The following is a 17033-nucleotide window of genomic DNA, read 5'->3' as shown; positions in this document are numbered from 1 at the left end:
ACCATTAGGACATGATCTGACCTAGTGGGCCAGTAGCTTCGAAGCATGACCTCCACCGAGACCCCTCTCAGCACAGGCGGCGACGGCACCGACCGCCGCCGCTGGTTCGCCCTCGCGATCGTGATGACCGCGGCCTTCATGGACCTCGTCGACGTCACGATCGTCAACGTCGCCATCCCGTCGATCCAGCGAGAGGCGGGCGCGTCCTTCAGTCAGATCCAGTGGATCACCGCCGGATACGCCCTCGCCTTCGCGGCCGGGCTGATCACCGGCGGCCGGCTCGGTGACATCCACGGCCGCAAGCGGATCTTCCTGATCGGCATCGGCGGCTTCACCGTCGCCTCCGCGCTGTGCGGCCTGGCGGTGAACCCCGAGATGCTGGTCGCGTCGCGGGTCCTCCAGGGCGGCATGGCGGCGCTGATGGTGCCGCAGGTGCTGTCGATCGTGCACGCGACCTTCCCGGCGCACGAACGCGGCAAGGTGTTCGGGCTGTTCGGCGCGGTCGTGGGCCTCGGAGCCGTGTCCGGTCCGGTGCTCGGCGCGCTGCTGACCGAGTGGGACCTGTTCGGCTGGGGATGGCGGTCGATCTTCCTCATCAACCTGCCCGTGGGCGTCGCGGGCCTGGTCCTCGGCAGCCGCTTCATCGGCGAGTCCAAGGCGCCGCGGGCGCTGAAGCTGGACCTGGTGGGCGTCGCGCTCGTGACGCTGGGCCTGCTGATGCTGATCTACCCGCTCACCCGCGGACGCGAGCTGGGCTGGCCGCTGTGGGGGTACGTCTCGATGGCCGGGTCGCTCGTCGTCCTCGCGGTGCTGGTGGCGTACGAGAAGCGGAAGGGCGCACGGGACGGCTCGCCGCTGGTCGAGCTGTCGCTGTTCCGGGTCAAGAGCTTCGCGGCCGGGATCGCCGTGCAGACCGTCTTCGGGGTCGCGCTGGGCGTGTTCTTCCTGGTCTGGACGCTGTACATGCAGATCGGGCTGGGGTGGAGCCCGCTGAAGGCGGGGCTGACCGGAGTGCCGTTCTCGATCGCCGTGTCGGCCGCCGCCGGGATGTCGGTGCAGCTGCTGGTCCCGCGCTTCGGGCGCAAGGTGCTCCAGGCGGGCGCGCTGGTGATGGCGGCCGGGGTGCTGCTCTACATCTGGGAGTCCGGGCACTACGGCCTGGACATCGCGCCCTGGCAGATGGCGCTGCCGCTGGTGGTGATGGGGGCCGGCATGGGGCTGATCGTCGCGCCGCTGACCGACGCGATCCTCTCCGAGGTGCCGCGCGAGCACTCCGGCTCGGCCTCCGGCCTGATCAACACGGTGCAGCAGATGGGCAACGCGCTCGGGCTCGGGCTGGTCTCGGTGGTCTTCTTCGGCACGATCAGCGACCACCTGCGCCCGGACCAGGTGGGCCCGGCCTTCGCGGACGCCTTCCACAACGCGCTGGGCTGGGTGGCCGGGGTGCTCGGCGTCATCTTCCTGCTGATGTTCGCCCTGCCGAAGCGGCCGGCGCAGCACGTCGAGGGGGAGCAGGCGGCGACCGAGCAGCAGGAACCGGCGCTGGTCTGAGGACGGGGGACGGGCCCGGCACCACACGGTGCCGGGCCCGCCGCCATTTCTGATCATGCCCGATTGCGTCCGAACCTGTTTACTTCGTGGAAATCTCGGCGTAGCCTCCCGCTGAAACCACACGTTCGGGCACGAGGCGGAGGCGAACAGACATGTACGCACCGGAGCGGCAGCAGGAGATCCTCCGGCTCGCCCGTGACGGCGGCCGAGTGGATGTCGTGTCGCTGGCCGAGGAGTTCCAGGTGACGGCGGAGACGATCCGCCGGGACCTGAAGGCCCTCGACCGCGCCGGCCTGGTCCGCCGGGTGCACGGCGGGGCCATCCCCGTCGGGCGCCTCGACTTCGAGCCGGACCTCGCCGAGCGCGAGACCACGGCCGCCGACGAGAAGGACCGCGTCGCCAAGGCGGCCCTCGCGGAGCTGCCCGGCGAGGGCACGATGATCCTCGACGCCGGTACGACGGTGGCCCGGATGGCCGCGGCCCTCCCCTTGGAGGCCTCCCTCACCGTCGTCACGCACAGCCTGCCCATCGCGGCCCGGCTCGCCGACCACCCCGGCATCCAGCTCCACCTCATCGGCGGGCGCGTACGGCACCGCACGCGCGCCGCCGTGGACGCCTGGGCGCTGCGCGCGTACGGCGAGATCCGCGCCGACGTGCTGTTCGTGGCCGCCAACGGCTTCTCCGCCGAACACGGCCTGACCACCCCCGACCTCGCCGAGGCCGCCGTGAAGCGCGCGGCCCTGGCCGCCGCCCGCCGCGTGGTGCTGCTCGCCGACTCCTCCAAGCACGGCCAGGAGCACTTCGCCCGCTTCGGCGACCTGAGCGATGTGGACCTGCTGATCACCGACAGCGGGCTGAGCCCCGAAGACGCCGTCGCGATCGAGCGCGGCGGCACGGAAGTAGTGCGCGCATGATCCTCACCGTCACCCCCAACCCGTCCCTGGACCGCACCTACGAGGTGCCGTCCCTCGACCGCGGCGAGGTCATCCGCGCCACCGGCGAGCGGATGGACCCGGGCGGCAAGGGCGTGAACGTCTCGCGCGCGGTCGCGGCGGCCGGGCAGCGCACCGTGGCGGTCCTGCCCCTGGGCGGCGCCCCCGGCGCGCTCGTCGCCGACCTGCTCGACGCGCAGGGCATCGAGGTCGCCCCGGTCCCGGTCGCCGGGGCCACCCGCTCCAACATCGCCCTCGCCGAGTCCGACGGCGTCCTGACGAAGATCAACGCGCCGGGCCCCGAACTGTCCGAGGCGGAACGCGAACTGCTCCTGGAGACCGTACGGCAGCAGTCCCGCGACGCCGCCTGGATCGCCTGCTGCGGCAGCCTCCCGCGCGGCCTCGCCCCCTCCTGGTACGCCGACCTGGTCGCCCGCGCGCACGCCGCCGGGGTCCGGATCGCCCTGGACACCTCCGGGCCGGCGCTGCTGGAGGCCCTGCGCGAGCGGCCCGACGTGGTCAAGCCGAACGCCAAGGAACTCGCGGGAGCCGTCGGCCGCCCCCTCGCCACCGTCGGCGACGCCGTGAAGGCCGCCGAGGAACTGCGCGAGATGGGTGCCCGGGCCGTGCTCGCGAGCCTCGGCGCGGACGGGCAGCTGCTCGTCTCCGACGAGGGCACCTGGTTCGGCGGCGCCCGGGTGGTCGCCGTCCGCAGCAACGTGGGCGCCGGCGACTCCTCCCTCGCCGGTTTCCTGATCGCCGGGGGCAGCGGCCCCGAGGCCCTCGCCTCCGCGGTCGCCCACGGCGCCGCCGCCGTCCAGCTGCCCGGCAGCGTCATGCCGAAGCCGGGCGACCTGAACCCGGCGGCGGTCACGGTCACGGCCGACGTCCCGGCCGACCGGGTACTGAAGGAGCCGGTGTCATGACCTACGTCGAGCAGTACGTCCCCGCCCGCGAACGGCACACCTCCCCGTTACTCCCCACCGCCGCCTCCGTCACCCCCCACCACATCCCCGTTCCCCTCCCCGCCCACCCCACTGACCGGGCGATACGCGAGCTAAGGAGCCCGCGATGAGCGACATGATCACCGCGGACCTGGTCGATCTCGACCTGTCCGCCGACACCAAGGAAGCGGCGGCGCGTGCCCTCGCCGAGCGCATGGTGGCCCAGGGCCGGGTGACCGACCTGGACGGCTTCCTCGCCGACGTGGCCGCCCGCGAGGCCCAGATGCCGACCGGCCTCGACGGCGGCATCGGCATCCCGCACTGCCGCAGCGAGCACGTCACCGAGCCGACGCTCGCCTTCGGACGCAGCGCGAACGGCATCGACTTCGGTGCCGCCGACGGCCCCGCCGACCTGATCTTCCTGATCGCCGCGCCGGCCGGTGCCGACGACGCCCACCTGACGATCCTGTCGTCGCTGGCCCGGCAGCTGATGAACACGGAGTTCACCGACGCCCTGCGCTCGGTGGGCGACGCGGCGGCCGCGGCGGCCCTGATCCGCGGTGACGAGCCCGGCGAGTCCGAGGCACCCGCGGACGCGGGTTCCCAGGGCACCGAGGCGCCGGCGGACGCGGATTCCCAGGACACCGTGGCGTCGGCGGGAGCGGCCTCTCCCGCCGCCGCCACGGTCAACGACGACAGCGCCGCCGCTCCCGAGGAGCGCCCGTTCCGGATCGTCGCCGTCACCTCCTGTCCCACCGGCATCGCCCACACCTACATGGCGGCCGAGTCGCTGGAGAACGCCGGCCGTGAGGCGGGCGTCGAGGTCACCGTCGAGACGCAGGGCTCGGCCGGCTTCACCCGGCTCGACCCGGCCGTCATCGCGGCGGCGGACGCCGTGATCTTCGCCCATGACGTGTCCGTACGGGAGAAGGACCGGTTCGCCGGAAAGCCGACCGTCGACGTCGGTGTGAAGGCGGGCATCAACCGCCCCGCCGAACTCATCGCCGAAGTCCGCGAGAAGGCCGCGCGCGGCGAGGTCAGCTCCGGATCCGCCCCGGCCACCCCGGTGGAGCGCGCGGGCGAATCCGGCGAGGGCTACGGCACCAAGCTGCGCAAGTGGCTGATGTCCGGCGTCAGTTACATGGTGCCGTTCGTCGCGGCGGGCGGTCTGCTGATCGCGCTGGGCTTCGCCATCGGCGGCTACAAGGTCGACAAGGCCCCCTCGGTCATGGACCACTTCATGTGGACGCAGGCCGACAGCTGGGCGGCCCTGCTCTTCCAGATCGGCGGCGTCGCCTTCGGCTTCCTCGTCCCGGTCCTGGCCGGCTACATCGCCTACGGCATGGCCGACCGGCCCGGCCTCGTCCCCGGCTTCGTCGGCGGCTCGATCGCCCTCACCATCAACGCCGGCTTCCTCGGCGGTCTGGCGGCCGGTCTGATCGCCGGTGGCGTCGTGATCGCCATCCAGAAGGTCAATATCCCGGCGGCGCTGCGCGGCATCATGCCGGTGGTGGTGATCCCGCTGATCTCCTCGGCGATCGTCGGGTTCCTGATGTTCGTGGTCATCGGCAAGCCCATCGCCGAGGCCCAGAAGGGCATGACCGACTGGCTGAACAGCCTGTCCGGCAGCAACGCCATCCTGCTCGGCGCCCTCCTCGGCCTGATGATGTGCTTCGACCTCGGCGGACCCGTCAACAAGGTCGCCTACACCTTCGCCACGGCCGGTATCGCGGTCTCCAACCCCAGCGACTCCGCGATGAAGATCATGGCGGCGGTCATGGCGGCCGGCATGGTGCCGCCGCTGGCCATGGCCCTGGCGACGACCGTGCGCGGCAAGCTCTTCAACCAGACCGAGCGCGAGAACGGCAAGGCCGCCTGGGTGCTCGGCGCCTCCTTCATCTCCGAGGGCGCGATCCCCTTCGCCGCGGCCGACCCGCTGCGCGTCATCCCGGCCTCCATGGCGGGCGGCGCGATCACCGGCGCCCTGTCGATGGCCTTCGGCGCCACCCTGCGCGCCCCGCACGGCGGCATCTTCGTGGTCCCGCTGATCGGCAACCCGCTGCTCTACCTGGTAGCCATCGCCGCGGGTGTCTGCGTCACGACGGCCCTGGTGGTCGTCCTGAAGGGCATGCGCAAGCAGGCGGGGGCCGCCACCCCGTCCGGCGAGGGCACCGCCGCGGCCGCCGCGGAGACCAAGCAGCCGGTAGCGGCCTGAGGGCCGTCGCAGGACGTCCGTTTCGCGGTGTGTGAACCGTTCATGCCACCTGCGAGATAGATCACGAAAATCACGGCCCGGGACCGAAGTCCCGGGCCGTGGTGTCTACTGGGGCACATGCCCGATCACGTCTCCCGGTGGCCCGAAGGTCACTCCCTCCCCGCCCTCCCGCGGCAGCGGCAGACAGGCCCCCGGTCGGAGTCCGTGGAACTGAGCCCGGAGGAAAGAGACGCCTTCACCGAGCTGGTGCGCCAACTGGGCGGCGGCAGGGAAGCTTAGGGAGACGGCAGGGAAGCCTGGGGTGGCGGCAGGCGAGCCCGCGAAGGCGGCAGGGGAGCCCGGGAAAGCGGCAGGCAGGCCTGGCAAGGCGGCAGGGGAGCCTTAAGAGAGCTGCGCCGCCCGCCGCTCCATCGCATCGCGCGCCGCGTCCTCGCTGACGTACACCTCGCACATGTGGCGTCCGTCCGGCGTCGCCGTGTGCTCCACCTCCCAGAGGGAGACCTCCTCGCCGTCGCGCAGCAGGAACGCGTGCTCGTAGAGCGAGAAGCCCAGCCCCGCCCGGCCCGCGCGGCACGGGCGGCCGAAGGCCTGGGTGATCTGGTGACCGGACGCCGTGGCCAGCAGCGCCGCCGTGTCCGCGCCCGGCCGGTCCGGGTTCTCCGCGCGGCGCAGTAAACGGCGTGCGTGGTCCGCCGAGTCGCGTCCGGCGTAGGAGTGCCGGGGAGCGGGGACCGGGGACAGCTGAACCGTCACCGGCAGTTCGAAGTCCGGGGTGTCCGGCGGCAGCGGCAGACGGCTGGTGGCGGCGCGCAGCTCCTCCTCGTCGACGTACACCTCGTGCTGGGGTTCACTGCCCCTGGCGGTGTTGTGGACGAGCTCCCAGAGGGTGAGCGCCGAGCCGTCGGCGAGCAGCCAGGTGTGCCGGTAGGTCTCCCGGTGCAGGCCCTCGCTGTGGTGCGCGGAGTGCAGCGAACCGTCGTGCGCCAGCGCGCAGTCGAGCTCCCTTATCGTCTCGTCGGGCAACTCGAAGGAGTTCAGGGCGCGGCCGAGGAGTCGCGCGAGGTGCTCCTCCGGAGACTCGGGCGAGTCGTGGGGTTCGTACGCTGCCGTCTCGTACGGAACGCTCAAGGTTTCTCCCGGCGTTGCTGCATGTCACCTTGTGGGTGCATACCGTAGCCCCTCGGTCGGACATCATGTCCGGGAACCGAGAAAACGTACGTCCAGGAAAACGCGCGGGCCGCGCGAAAAGTTCCCGCGCGGCCCGTTCTGTCCGTCAAAAACGCTTACTGGCAGGGTCGTTCAGTCGCTCAGGAGGCGCTGTCCGCGACCCACTGGCTCCATGCCATGTTCCAGCCGTTGAGCCCGTTGTCCGGCGACACCGTCTTGTCGGGGGAGTTCTTGACGATCACCACGTCCCCGATGAGCGAGTTGTCGTAGAACCACTTGGCGGAGGTGCTGCCCTGGGCGCCCTGGACGTCGGCGAGGCCGACGCAGCCGTGACTGGTGCCCTCGCGGCCGAACGGCGGATTGCCCTTGTTGTACCAGTAGTTGCCGTGGATGAACGTGCCGGACGTCGTCAGACGCATCGCGTGCGGCACGTCCGGGATGTCGTACTCACCGCCCAGCCCGACCGTCCGGCTGTTCATCCGGGTCTGCACGAACTTCTCGGAGATCACCATCTGCCCGTTGTACGTGGTGTGCTCCGGGCTGCCCGCGGAGATCGGGACCGTCTTGACGGTCTTGCCGTCCCGGACGACCGTCATGGTCTGCGAGTTGGCGTCGACCGTGGAGACCTGCGAGCGGCCGACGGTGAAGGTGACCGTCTTCTTCTGCACACCGAAGACGCCGTTCGTGCCCTCGACCCCGTCCAGGTCGATCTTCATCGTGACCTTGGAACCGGCCTTCCAGTAGTCCTCGGGCCGGAAGTCGAGACGCTGGGAGTTGAACCAGTGCCCGACCACCTTCTGCCCGCTGCTGGAGGTGACCGTGATGTGCGACCGCACGTCCTTCTGGTTCGTGATGGCCTTGTCGAAGGTGAACGACACCGGCATGCCCACCCCCACCGTGGCGCCGTTGTCCGGGGTGTACGTCCCGATGAAGCTGTCCGAGGACGTCACCGTGGTGAAGATCGAGTTGGCCGCGGCCGTACGGCCCTCGGTGTCCTTCGCGGTCGCCGATATCTGGTACTTCGTCCCGCGCTCGAGCTGCTCCTTCGGCTTCCAGGTCTTCCCGTCGCCCGAGACCGAGCCCGGCACGGTCTGACCGCTGCCCGCCACCGTCATCTTCACCTCGGTCAGCTTCCCGTCGCTGACCTTCACGCCGGTCGTGTTGATGGAGGCGCCGGTCGAACCGTCCTTCGCCGAGATGGCGATCTTGGCGACGGACGTCTTGGCCGAGTCGCCGTCCTTGCCGTCGTCCTTGGCGTTGGCGCTGCCACCGCAGGCGGTGAGCGTCAGGGCGCCGACCATCAGGGCGGCACAGGCCCCCAGTGTGCGCCGCGCTGCAATGTCCGGCGTTTTCACGGGCTTCCCCCAGTTGATGTGATGTGCGTGATCCGCTCCGGTCGTGAGGGAAGAGGGGCCGGGCAGCCGGTCGGGTTGCGTCCGACCGCCAGGAACGACATCACCGTTACAGCGCTGGGACAATGTCCCGCAGCGCTATGAAGTGGCTGTACGCGACCGTCGGTTCAGTGGCTCTCGTACAGCTCCCCGTACGACGGCCACGCCCCGCCCGGGCCGTCGACCGGCTCCGCGGCACGCACGGCCCGGACGAGCGCCCGGGTCACCATGTCCGCGCCCGCCGCGAGGATCTCGTTCAGGGCGAGCGGGTTCGCGGCGTCCAGAGCGCGCTCTCCCGTCGCCAGGGCGAACACGGTGTCCCCGTCGTTGAGGAGGTGCACCGGCCGCACCGCGCGGGCGATGCCGTCGTGTGCCGTACCGGCCAGCTTCTGTGCCTGCGCCTTCGACAGGTCCGCGTCCGTGGCGACCACCGCGAGCGTGGTGTTGAGCGGCGGAGGCGCGCTCCTCGCCGCGGTCTCGGCGAGACGGCGCTGCGCGGCCTCGTGGACCTCCGCCGCCGGGTACTCCACACGTCCCTCGAACAACTCCCCGTACAGCACCCCCGTCTCCGGGGCCAGCACCGACCCCGCCGCGTTGGCCACCACCAGCGCGGCCACCTTGATCCCCGAGCCGAGCACGGTGCTCGCGCTGCCGACGCCCCCCTTCATCACCCCGACCACCGCCCCCGTACCGGCGCCCACACACCCTTGAGGCACCGGTGCGCCCAGCTCGCTCGCCGCGGCCGCCTCGACCGCCGCACGCCCCGTGGCCGCGTCGGGCCGGGCCCGGAAGTCGCCGCCTCGCCCCAGGTCGAAGACGCAGGCGGCGGGCACCACCGGCACGACGTGCCCCGGGTCCGCCCCGACACGGACCCCGCGCCCCCGCTCCTCCAGCCAGGCCATCACCCCCGACGCCGCGTCGAGCCCGTACGCACTGCCGCCGGTCAACACGACGGCCTCGACCTTCCGCACCACGTTGCGCGGGTCGAGCGCGTCCGTCTCCTTGGTGCCGGGACCACCGCCCCGCACGTCCACGGCGGCCACGGCCCCGCCCTCCGGGGCGAGCACCACCGTGGTACCGGTGAGCCAACCGTCGCCGATACGTGTCGCGTGCCCCACCCGCAGGCCGGAGACATCCGTCAGAGCGTCCACCAGAGCGTCAACTGTCATGGTGCCCAGTGTTGTCCAGCAGTGGGCCCGGCGGGTGCCATCGGGCTCCTCACGGGACGGGCGGCCAGGGTCTCTCCCGCCACCACCGACAGCGCGCACACCACACCCGCCACGAACACCGCCCAGTCACCCAGGAACGTGCAGCAGATCACCAGCAGTGCCGTCGACGGCAGCACCAGCTGCTGGGCGATGCCCGCCTTGAAGTGCCGCGAGTGCAGGGCCCACAGCGTCAGCAGATACAGGGCCGTCGGCAGCGTCACGGCCGCCGACGCAGCCAGCGTCGAGATGTGCGCCTCGCCCACCGTCTGCTCCACGGCCACCTCCAGGCCGGCCCCGATCGCGGCGGCCGAGGCGAAGACCAGATAATGGCCGTAGCCCCAGAGGAACGCCTGCCGGTTGGACCGCAGATGGCCGTGGATGGGCACCACGAAGTAGACCCACCACGCGGCGAAGATGATCAGCAGCCCGCCCGCCGCGATGGGGAGGAGCTCGCCCAGTGCGTCGTTCTCGTCGATGCCGGACTTCACGGCGACCGTGGCCGCGGCGATCGTCTCGCCGAGCACGATGATGGTGAACAGCCCGTACCGCTCGGCGATATGGCGGGGATGCCAGGACGTCGGGTGCCCCTTCTCCGCGAGCGGCGGCACGCACATCTCCAGCAGCGCCATCAAAAGGAACCACCACGGCCGGGCGCCCTCGGGCAGGAACAGCAGCCCCAGCCAGCCGGCCTGGCACGCCAGCACACCACCGGCGTAGCGCAGGGCCGTCGTCCGCTCCGGGCCCTCGGCGGTGCGGGCCGCCCGCAGCCACTGGGCGACCATGGCGAGCCGCATGATCAGGTAGCCCAGCCAGACCACGAGGAACTCGTGCTCCTCGAACGCCCGCGAGACCCCTGCCGCGAGGACCAGCACACCCGCGATCTGCACCAGGGTGACGACCCGGTAGAGCACGTCGTCGTTGTCGTACGCCGAGGCGAACCAGGTGAAGTTCATCCACGCCCACCACAGGGCGAAGAACACCATCGCGTAGTCGAGGATCCCCTCGCCCGCGTGTCCCCCGGCGACGGAGTGCACCAGCTCCGTGCCCGCCTGGGCGACGGCCACCACGAAGCACAGGTCGAAGAAGAGCTCCAGCGGCGAGGCCGCCCGGTGGGTCTCGTCGCGCCCGCGGGCCCTGAGCCTGCGCAGCGGCCCGCGGTCGCCGGGCGACCCGGAGCCGCCGGTCGCGCCGGAGGGGACGGGCGGGGGAGCGGGGCTGGACGTCATGACTCCCAGCACAACAGAAGGCGCCGGGATTTTCTCCGCGACCGTACCCTGGACGCATGAGCACCGCCCCCGACCCCGAGCCGCGCGCGCCGAAGCCCGCGCTGATCTTCGACGATCCGTTCGACCAGCAGTCCTCCGACGACACCGACCGCGGCTGGGGCGAGCGCACCGACACCGGCGGCGCGGCCGACCTCAAGCGCTTCCTCGACGAGAAGCCGCCCCACCACCTCTGAGCCGGGCCGCCGGCCCACCGTTTCCGGGCCGGGCCGGTCGCCGCCCGTCGCGCTACCGCCGACCGTCCCCGGCGCCGCGCTGCGCGACCAGCTCGTCGCGGATCTCCTTGAGCACCTCCAGCTCGGTCACCTCGATGATCTCCTGCGCGCCCTCCTTCGCCTTGCGGCGGGCCTCCAGCCGGGCCAGGTACTTCGCCATCGGCAGGACCATCAGGAAGTAGACGACCGCCGCGGTGATCACGAAGCTCAGGGCCGCGCCCAGGACGGAACCCCACAGGATCTGGATGCCCTGCTCGCCCTGGCACGTCGAGCTCAGGCACGAGCTGTAGTGGTCGAGGTTCTTGGTCCCGATGGCCCCGACGATCGGGTTGATGATCCCCTTCACCACGGCGGTGACGATGTTGGTGAACGCGGCGCCGATCACCACCGCCACCGCCAGGTCGACGACGTTTCCGCGCATCAGGAAGGCCTTGAAGCCCTCCCAGATACTCGGTTCCTTGTTCTCGCTCACCTCGGGACCTCTCCTCACACAAACAGCTTGTGGAACAAAACGCTCCGCAACCTACGTGAAGATTGGGCCGAAGGGAGCACCCGGGTCCCTCGCGCGACGGCTTTGACGAGTACATGCACGTGGTCACCACAGCGTCACCGCCAACCGCGCCGTGGCACTCGCCCCGGCGAGCCGGGCGGCGGTGGCACGGGGCACCGACAGCACGACCAGCGCCCCGCCGTCGGTCGCGCCCTCCTCAGGCTCCGGCACCTTCGTCACCCGGGCCCCACGCGCGACCACCCGCGCGTCACCACCCGCCACCGTCTCCGCGGCGGCGATGACGTCGACCCGGTCGCCGGGCCGCAGCAGCCGCACGGCGGCAGCGTCGGCGATCCGGACCGGGGCGGTCACCGCCCCCACCGCCCCTCCCGCACCACGCGTCCGCACCGGGTGTGTCCCGGACCCCGAGGCCGCGTGCGCGGGAGGCTGCGCGCGGGGATGACCACGCGCCCCGTCGGCGTCGCGCGGCCCGGCCGCCACCAGCGCGGTCGCGGTGACCGCGAGTCCGACCGCCACGGCCCGCCGCCGGTTCCGCACGAGCCGGCCCGCCCGGGACCGGCCGCGCACCCGCACCGGATCGAACCGCGGCACCTCCCGGGTCGCCGGCACCTCGGGGCCGGGCGGGCCCGGGGCGACGGACCACGACGGCACGGACCACGACGGCGTGGAAGGCGCGAACGAAGAGCGAGCGAGGGACATGGGGACCACCACCTGCGGTGAGGGAGACGAGGGACCGGCTTGCGCTCCCCACGATGAGGCTTCTCGCCGCCGCCCGCTCAGGCCTGTGGACCTACCCCCGGCCTGTGGACAACTCCCTCACCCGAACGGCGACTTCCGCCCCCTCGCGGCCCACACACGACACTCCCCACACACGACACTCCACGCCCGACAGCGCCCGCCGCATCACCTACGGCAGCGCAAACCCCGGATCCATCCCACCCAGCGCCCCCGCACACAGACAGTCCCGCTCCTGCTCCGCCGGCAGCCCCGCCACCGCGTCGAACAGCACTCCCCGCATCCGGTCCACGTTCGCCGCGAACACCCGCAGCACCTCGTCGTGCGAGACGCCCTCCCCGGTCTCGGCACCGGCGTCGAGGTCCGTGACCAGGGTCAGGGACGTGTAGCAGAGCTCCAGCTCACGGGCGAGCGCCGCCTCGGGGTGACCGGTCATGCCCACCACCGACCAGCCCTGCGCCTGGTGCCACAACGATTCCGCACGGGTCGAGAAGCGCGGCCCCTCGACGACGACGAGGGTGCCGCCGTCCACCGGCTCCCAGTCCCGGCCGCGCGCCGCCTTCAGCGCGACCGCGCGCCCGGCGGGGCAGTAGGGATCGGCCAGCGACACGTGCACCACGTTCGGCACCGAGCCGTCGGGCAGCGGCAGTCCGTCGAAGTACGAGTTCGCCCGGGACTTGGTCCGGTCGACCAGCTGGTCCGGCACCAGCAGGGTGCCCGGCCCGTACTCGGGACGCAGACCGCCCACCGCGCACGGGGCGAGCACCTGGCGCACGCCGACCGACCGCAGCGCCCACAGGTTGGCCCGATAGTTGATCCGGTGCGGCGGCAGGTGGTGGCCCCGCCCGTGCCGGGGCAGGAAGGCGACCCGCCGGCCGGCGACCTCACCGAGGAAGAGGGAGTCGCTGGGCGGCCCGTACGGGGTGTCGACCTGGACCTCGGTCACCTCGTCGAGGAAGGAGTAGAACCCCGAGCCGCCTATGACACCGATCCCGGCGCTCCCCTTGTCCGCCGATCCCGCCGATCCCGCCGATCCCGCCGAGTCGACCGATCCCGCCGAGCCCGCCACGTTCGCCTTGTTCACCATGCCCGCACCTTAACCGCACGCGGAAACGCCGAGGACCCCGTCGCCGGAGAGGCGACAGGGTCCCGTAAGAATCAGGCCTTACGCGGCGGTGGTGCTGCTGGCGGAGCTGCCGGAACTCGACGACGAGCTCGAACCGGAGCTGGAGCTCGACCCGGACCCGGAGCCCGAGTCCGAGGACGACGAGCTCGACGACTTCGACGACGCCGGGGAGCTGCTCGACGAGGAGCCGCGGCTGTCGTTCCGGTAGAAGCCGGAGCCCTTGAAGACAATGCCGACCGCCGAGAACACCTTCTTCAGGCGGCCCTTGCAGTTCGGGCACTCGGTCAGGGCATCGTCGGTGAACTTCTGCACCGCCTCGAGGCCCTCGCCGCACTCGGTGCACTGGTACTGGTAGGTCGGCACTGTCTTCCTCCTGGCACTCTCACTCGATGAGTGCTAACGACGCTCCATAGTGACGTATTCCGGCCGCTCAGTCCACTGCCACCGGCACGCGGTGACCCACGCCACGTGCCACGGTCCGGCCGTGCGCGGGTGCCACCAGCCGGGAACGCAGGGCCAGGAGGGTCAGCAGAGCCAGCACGGTGCCGCCCATCGGGACCAGGAAACCGGCCCCGTCCCGGAAGCGGTCCTCCAGCTGCCCGGCGACCGTGACGGCGGCCGCCTGGCCCAGCGCCACCGCGCCGGTCAGCCAGGTGAAGGCCTCGGTCCGGGCGCCGGCCGGGACCAGGCTCTCGACCAGGGTGTAGCCGGTGATCAGGGCGGGCGCGATGCACATGCCGACCAGCAGGCCGAGGCCGGCGAGGACGAGGACCGAGTGGGCGGCCCACAGGCCCGACGCGGTGAGCGCCAGGGCCGTGTAGCCGACGACCAGGCGCCGCTGCGGGGCCGCCTTCCAGGCGATGGCGCCGCAGACGATGCCGGAGAGCATGTTGCCCGCGGCGAAGACGCCGTAGAGGACGCCGTTCAGGCCGGGTTCGCCGATCGACTCGGTGAACGCGGCCAGTGAGACCTGCATACCGCCGAAGACGGAGCCGATGCCGAGGAAGGTCACGATCAGCACGCGCACGCCGGGGACGCGCAACGCGGAGACGTGCTCCACGCGCGCGTGGCCCTCGCGTGAGACCGAGGGCTGGGAGCCCTTCTGCGCGGCGAACAGCAGACCGCCGAGCAGGGTCAGCGAGGCCTCCGTGACCAGGCCGGCGGCGGGGTCGACGGCCGTGCACAGGGCCGTGGCCAGCAGCGGGCCCACGACGAAGGTCAGTTCGTCCGTGACCGACTCGAAGGCCGCCGCGGTGGTCATCAGCGGCGAATCCTTGAGCTTCACGCCCCAGCGGGCCCGCACCATGGGCCCGACCTGCGGCACCGAGGCGCCGGTCGGGACGGCCGCCGCGAACAGCGCCCACAGGGGAGCGTCCGCCAGGGCCAGCGCCGTCAGCGCCAGCCCGGCCAGCGCGTGCAGCAGTACGCCGGGGATCAGTACCGCGCGCTGGCCGTAGCGGTCGGCGAGACGCCCGCTGTAGGGCGCGAACAGGGCCATGGAGACACCGGTGACGGCCGCGGCGGCGCCCGCCGCTCCGTACGAGCCGGTGGTGTGCTGCACCAGCAGCACGATGGAGATCGTCAGCATCGCGAACGGCTGGCGTGCCGCGAAACCGGGGAGCAGGAACGTCCAGGCGCCGCGGGTGCGCAGCAGCCGGCCGTATCCCGGGCGGGCGGAAGCCGTCGAGTTCTCCGAGGTCTTCGGGTTCCGATTCTCCGAGATCTTCGGGTTCCGCTTCTCCGAAGTCTGCGGGTTCCGCGACTTCTTCGAGGTGACCGTGGACGCCACGGCCCGTGCCTTTCTGCCGCCTGGTAGCGCGACCCGGTCAGCGGGCGGCGCCGAGAGCTGTCCTCTTGCGCGGAACTGCGGTAGATGCCGGGGCCCGGTGAGGAGGGGTGACCCGACCGCCATACGGTCGCGCCAGCTCTGCGTCAGGCAGAGTTGGTTCGATCTTGGGTGACGCCTTCATCGTACAGGCGACGGGGTCGAGCGGCCTGTGAAAAAGAGCACCACGGAGTCGTACGCCTGTGAAACCCCGGGGTGTGAAAGGTGCGAAACCCATCCGTAACGCTCACGCCGCTCAACGCCGCCCTTGGCGCCCCGCCCCGTCCGTCCCCAGCCACCCGGCCAGCTTCCCGCCGTGTCCCACGGCGCGCAGCCGGCTCTCCGTCGCGTCCCGGACGGGGTCCGTGGCGACCACGAGGAGCTCGTCCCCCCGTTGCAGAATCGTCGTCGGCAGCGGAACGAAGGATTCGCCTCCGCGCACGATGAGCGTGACGGCGGCGCCGTGCGGCAGTCGCAGCTCGGCCACCTCCACGCCGTGCATCTTCGACCCCTCGGGGATCGCCACGGACAGCAGATGCCCGCGCAGCCGCTCCAGCGGTGCCGACTCGATGCCCAGGTCCGCGGCCTCCGAGCCCTCGCCGAGGCGCAGCTTGCGGCCCAGCCAGGGCAGTGTCGGGCCCTGGACCAGGGTGTAGACGACCACCAGGACGAAGACGATGTTGAAGATCCGGCGGCTGGCGTCGACGCCCTCGACCATGGGGATGGTCGCCAGGATGATGGGGACGGCCCCGCGCAGTCCCGCCCAGGACATCAGGGCCTGCTCCTGCCAGGGCACCCGGAACGGGGTCAGGCAGAGCACCACGCTCAGCGGACGCGCCACCATGGTCAGCACCAGGCCGATGACGAGCGCGGGCACGATGTCGTCGCCCAGGTCGTGCGGGGTGACCAGCAGGCCCAGCAGGACGAACATGCCGATCTGGGCCAGCCAGCCGAGCCCGTCGGCGAAACCGCGGGTGGCCGGCCAGTGCGGCAGCCGCGCGTTGCCCATCACCATCGCGGCGAGGTAGACGGCGAGGAAGCCGCTGCCGTGCGCCAGCGCGCCCGCCGCGTACGCCACCACGGCGATCGCCATCACGGCGATCGGATACAGGCCGGAGGCCGGCAGCGCCACGTGCCGCAGCCCCCAGGAGCCCAGGAAGCCCACCGCGAGCCCGATGGCCGCGCCGATGGCCAGCTCCAGCAGGATCACACCCAGCAGGACGTACCAGTGGTCGACCGGGCCCGCCGTGGACAGTGAGACCACGAGGATGACCACCGGGGCGTCGTTGAAGCCGGACTCCGCCTCCAGCGTGCCTTTCACGCGCGTGGGCAGGGGGATCCTGCGCAGCACGGAGAACACGGCCGCCGCGTCGGTCGAGGAGACGACCGCCCCGATGATGAGCGCCTGCCGCCACTCGAGCCCGATCAGGTAGTGCGCCGCCGACGCCGTGACCCCGACGCTCACCGCGACACCGGCCAGCGCCAGTGCCGTGGCGGCCGGCATGACCGGCTCGATCTCCTTCCACTTCGTGCCCAGACCGCCCTCGGCCAGGATCACGACCAGGGCCGCGTATCCGATGACCTGGGTCAGTTCGGCGTTGTCGAAGTGGATGTCGCCCACGCCGTCCTGGCCCATGGCGACGCCTATCCCCAGGTAGACGAGCAGGCTGGGGAGCCCGCTGCGCGAGGAGATCCGTACCGCTGCGACGGCGACGAGCAGGACGAGCGAGCAGACGAGCAGGAGCTGGTTGAGGTGGTGAATAGTCAGCGGCCGAATCCTTCCCTGGCTCACACGTACCCGCGCGTGGGCTCACGTACATCGCACATGACGCTGTCGGCGCACCGCGCCAACTACTTCGTTACCTTACCTAACTCTTGACGATTTCTTGACGCTTCCGGGTGCAAGATCGAACGTTCGTCCGGGCTTGTT

At 71.6% G+C, this 17033-nt stretch carries 16 protein-coding genes; 6 read left to right on the top strand and 10 right to left on the bottom strand.

Annotated features, from left to right (window positions below):
• The first annotated feature begins 45 nt into the window (after positions 1–45).
• From ABEA82_RS18065 to ABEA82_RS18045, 5 genes are all read left to right on the top strand, one after another.
• Positions 46–1551: an MFS transporter gene (locus ABEA82_RS18065; protein WP_345662557.1), complete on the top strand. Its 1506-nt coding sequence runs from the start codon at positions 46–48 to the stop codon at positions 1549–1551.
• A gap of 152 nt (positions 1552–1703) precedes the next feature.
• A complete protein-coding gene (locus ABEA82_RS18060) occupies positions 1704–2465 on the top strand; it encodes a DeoR/GlpR family DNA-binding transcription regulator (protein WP_345662556.1) in 762 nt (253 codons plus the stop codon).
• Positions 2462–3409, top strand: a complete 948-nt coding sequence (gene pfkB, locus ABEA82_RS18055; protein WP_345662555.1) for a 1-phosphofructokinase — start codon at positions 2462–2464, stop codon at positions 3407–3409. The genes ABEA82_RS18060 and pfkB overlap by 4 nt, the downstream gene beginning before the upstream one ends.
• Positions 3406–3558, top strand: a complete 153-nt coding sequence (locus tag ABEA82_RS18050) for a hypothetical protein (protein ID WP_345662554.1) — start codon at positions 3406–3408, stop codon at positions 3556–3558. The genes pfkB and ABEA82_RS18050 overlap by 4 nt, the downstream gene beginning before the upstream one ends.
• The gene (locus tag ABEA82_RS18045) at positions 3555–5642 is read left to right on the top strand and encodes a PTS fructose transporter subunit IIABC (RefSeq protein ID WP_345662553.1); all 2088 of its coding nucleotides are present in this window, start codon (positions 3555–3557) and stop codon (positions 5640–5642) included. The genes ABEA82_RS18050 and ABEA82_RS18045 overlap by 4 nt, the downstream gene beginning before the upstream one ends.
• A 381-nt stretch (positions 5643–6023) precedes the next feature.
• On the opposite strand, the gene ABEA82_RS18040 is transcribed toward ABEA82_RS18045, so the two are convergent.
• The 4 genes from ABEA82_RS18040 to ABEA82_RS18025 all read right to left on the bottom strand — a co-directional run bounded on the left by ABEA82_RS18040 (position 6024) and on the right by ABEA82_RS18025 (position 10634).
• Positions 6024–6770 (bottom strand): DUF6227 family protein, encoded by a 747-nt coding sequence (locus tag ABEA82_RS18040; protein WP_345662552.1) that lies wholly within the window; start codon positions 6768–6770, stop codon positions 6024–6026.
• 179 nt (positions 6771–6949) lie between these two features.
• Positions 6950–8164, bottom strand: coding sequence for a L,D-transpeptidase (locus ABEA82_RS18035; protein ID WP_345662551.1), 1215 nt, complete (start codon positions 8162–8164; stop codon positions 6950–6952).
• Between the two features lie 164 nt (positions 8165–8328).
• Positions 8329–9369 (bottom strand): P1 family peptidase, encoded by a 1041-nt coding sequence (locus tag ABEA82_RS18030; protein WP_345662550.1) that lies wholly within the window; start codon positions 9367–9369, stop codon positions 8329–8331.
• Positions 9366–10634 carry a low temperature requirement protein A gene (locus tag ABEA82_RS18025; protein WP_345662549.1) on the bottom strand — a complete coding sequence of 423 codons (1269 nt, stop codon included), beginning with the start codon at positions 10632–10634 and terminating at the stop codon, positions 9366–9368. The genes ABEA82_RS18030 and ABEA82_RS18025 overlap by 4 nt, the downstream gene beginning before the upstream one ends.
• Positions 10635–10690: 56 nt before the next feature.
• Here ABEA82_RS18025 and ABEA82_RS18020 point away from each other — a divergent pair, with 56 nt between their 5' ends.
• Positions 10691–10867, top strand: coding sequence for a hypothetical protein (locus ABEA82_RS18020; RefSeq protein WP_345662548.1), 177 nt, complete (start codon positions 10691–10693; stop codon positions 10865–10867).
• Positions 10868–10919: 52 nt separating this feature from the next.
• Here the strand turns inward: ABEA82_RS18020 and mscL are convergent, their stop codons facing one another.
• The 6 genes from mscL to ABEA82_RS17990 all read right to left on the bottom strand — a co-directional run bounded on the left by mscL (position 10920) and on the right by ABEA82_RS17990 (position 16895).
• Positions 10920–11378, bottom strand: a complete 459-nt coding sequence (gene mscL, locus ABEA82_RS18015) for a large conductance mechanosensitive channel protein MscL (protein ID WP_345662547.1) — start codon at positions 11376–11378, stop codon at positions 10920–10922.
• Positions 11379–11501: 123 nt separating this feature from the next.
• Positions 11502–12116 (bottom strand): CpaB family protein, encoded by a 615-nt coding sequence (locus ABEA82_RS18010; protein ID WP_345662546.1) that lies wholly within the window; start codon positions 12114–12116, stop codon positions 11502–11504.
• A gap of 208 nt (positions 12117–12324) precedes the next feature.
• The gene (locus tag ABEA82_RS18005; protein WP_345662545.1) at positions 12325–13239 is read right to left on the bottom strand and encodes an S-methyl-5'-thioadenosine phosphorylase; all 915 of its coding nucleotides are present in this window, start codon (positions 13237–13239) and stop codon (positions 12325–12327) included.
• 78 nt (positions 13240–13317) lie between these two features.
• Positions 13318–13641, bottom strand: coding sequence for an FmdB family zinc ribbon protein (locus ABEA82_RS18000; RefSeq protein WP_345662544.1), 324 nt, complete (start codon positions 13639–13641; stop codon positions 13318–13320).
• 67 nt (positions 13642–13708) lie between these two features.
• Positions 13709–15067 carry an MFS transporter gene (locus ABEA82_RS17995; RefSeq protein WP_345662543.1) on the bottom strand — a complete coding sequence of 453 codons (1359 nt, stop codon included), beginning with the start codon at positions 15065–15067 and terminating at the stop codon, positions 13709–13711.
• A gap of 292 nt (positions 15068–15359) precedes the next feature.
• The gene (locus tag ABEA82_RS17990; RefSeq protein ID WP_345662542.1) at positions 15360–16895 is read right to left on the bottom strand and encodes a potassium/proton antiporter; all 1536 of its coding nucleotides are present in this window, start codon (positions 16893–16895) and stop codon (positions 15360–15362) included.
• Between the last annotated feature and the right edge of the window lie 138 nt (positions 16896–17033).

Source organism: Streptomyces venetus (genome assembly GCF_039540295.1).
Lineage (GTDB): Bacteria > Actinomycetota > Actinomycetes > Streptomycetales > Streptomycetaceae > Streptomyces > Streptomyces venetus.
The sequence above is the reverse complement of the archived record's forward strand: the minus strand, read 5'-3'. Positions and strand labels throughout refer to the sequence as shown.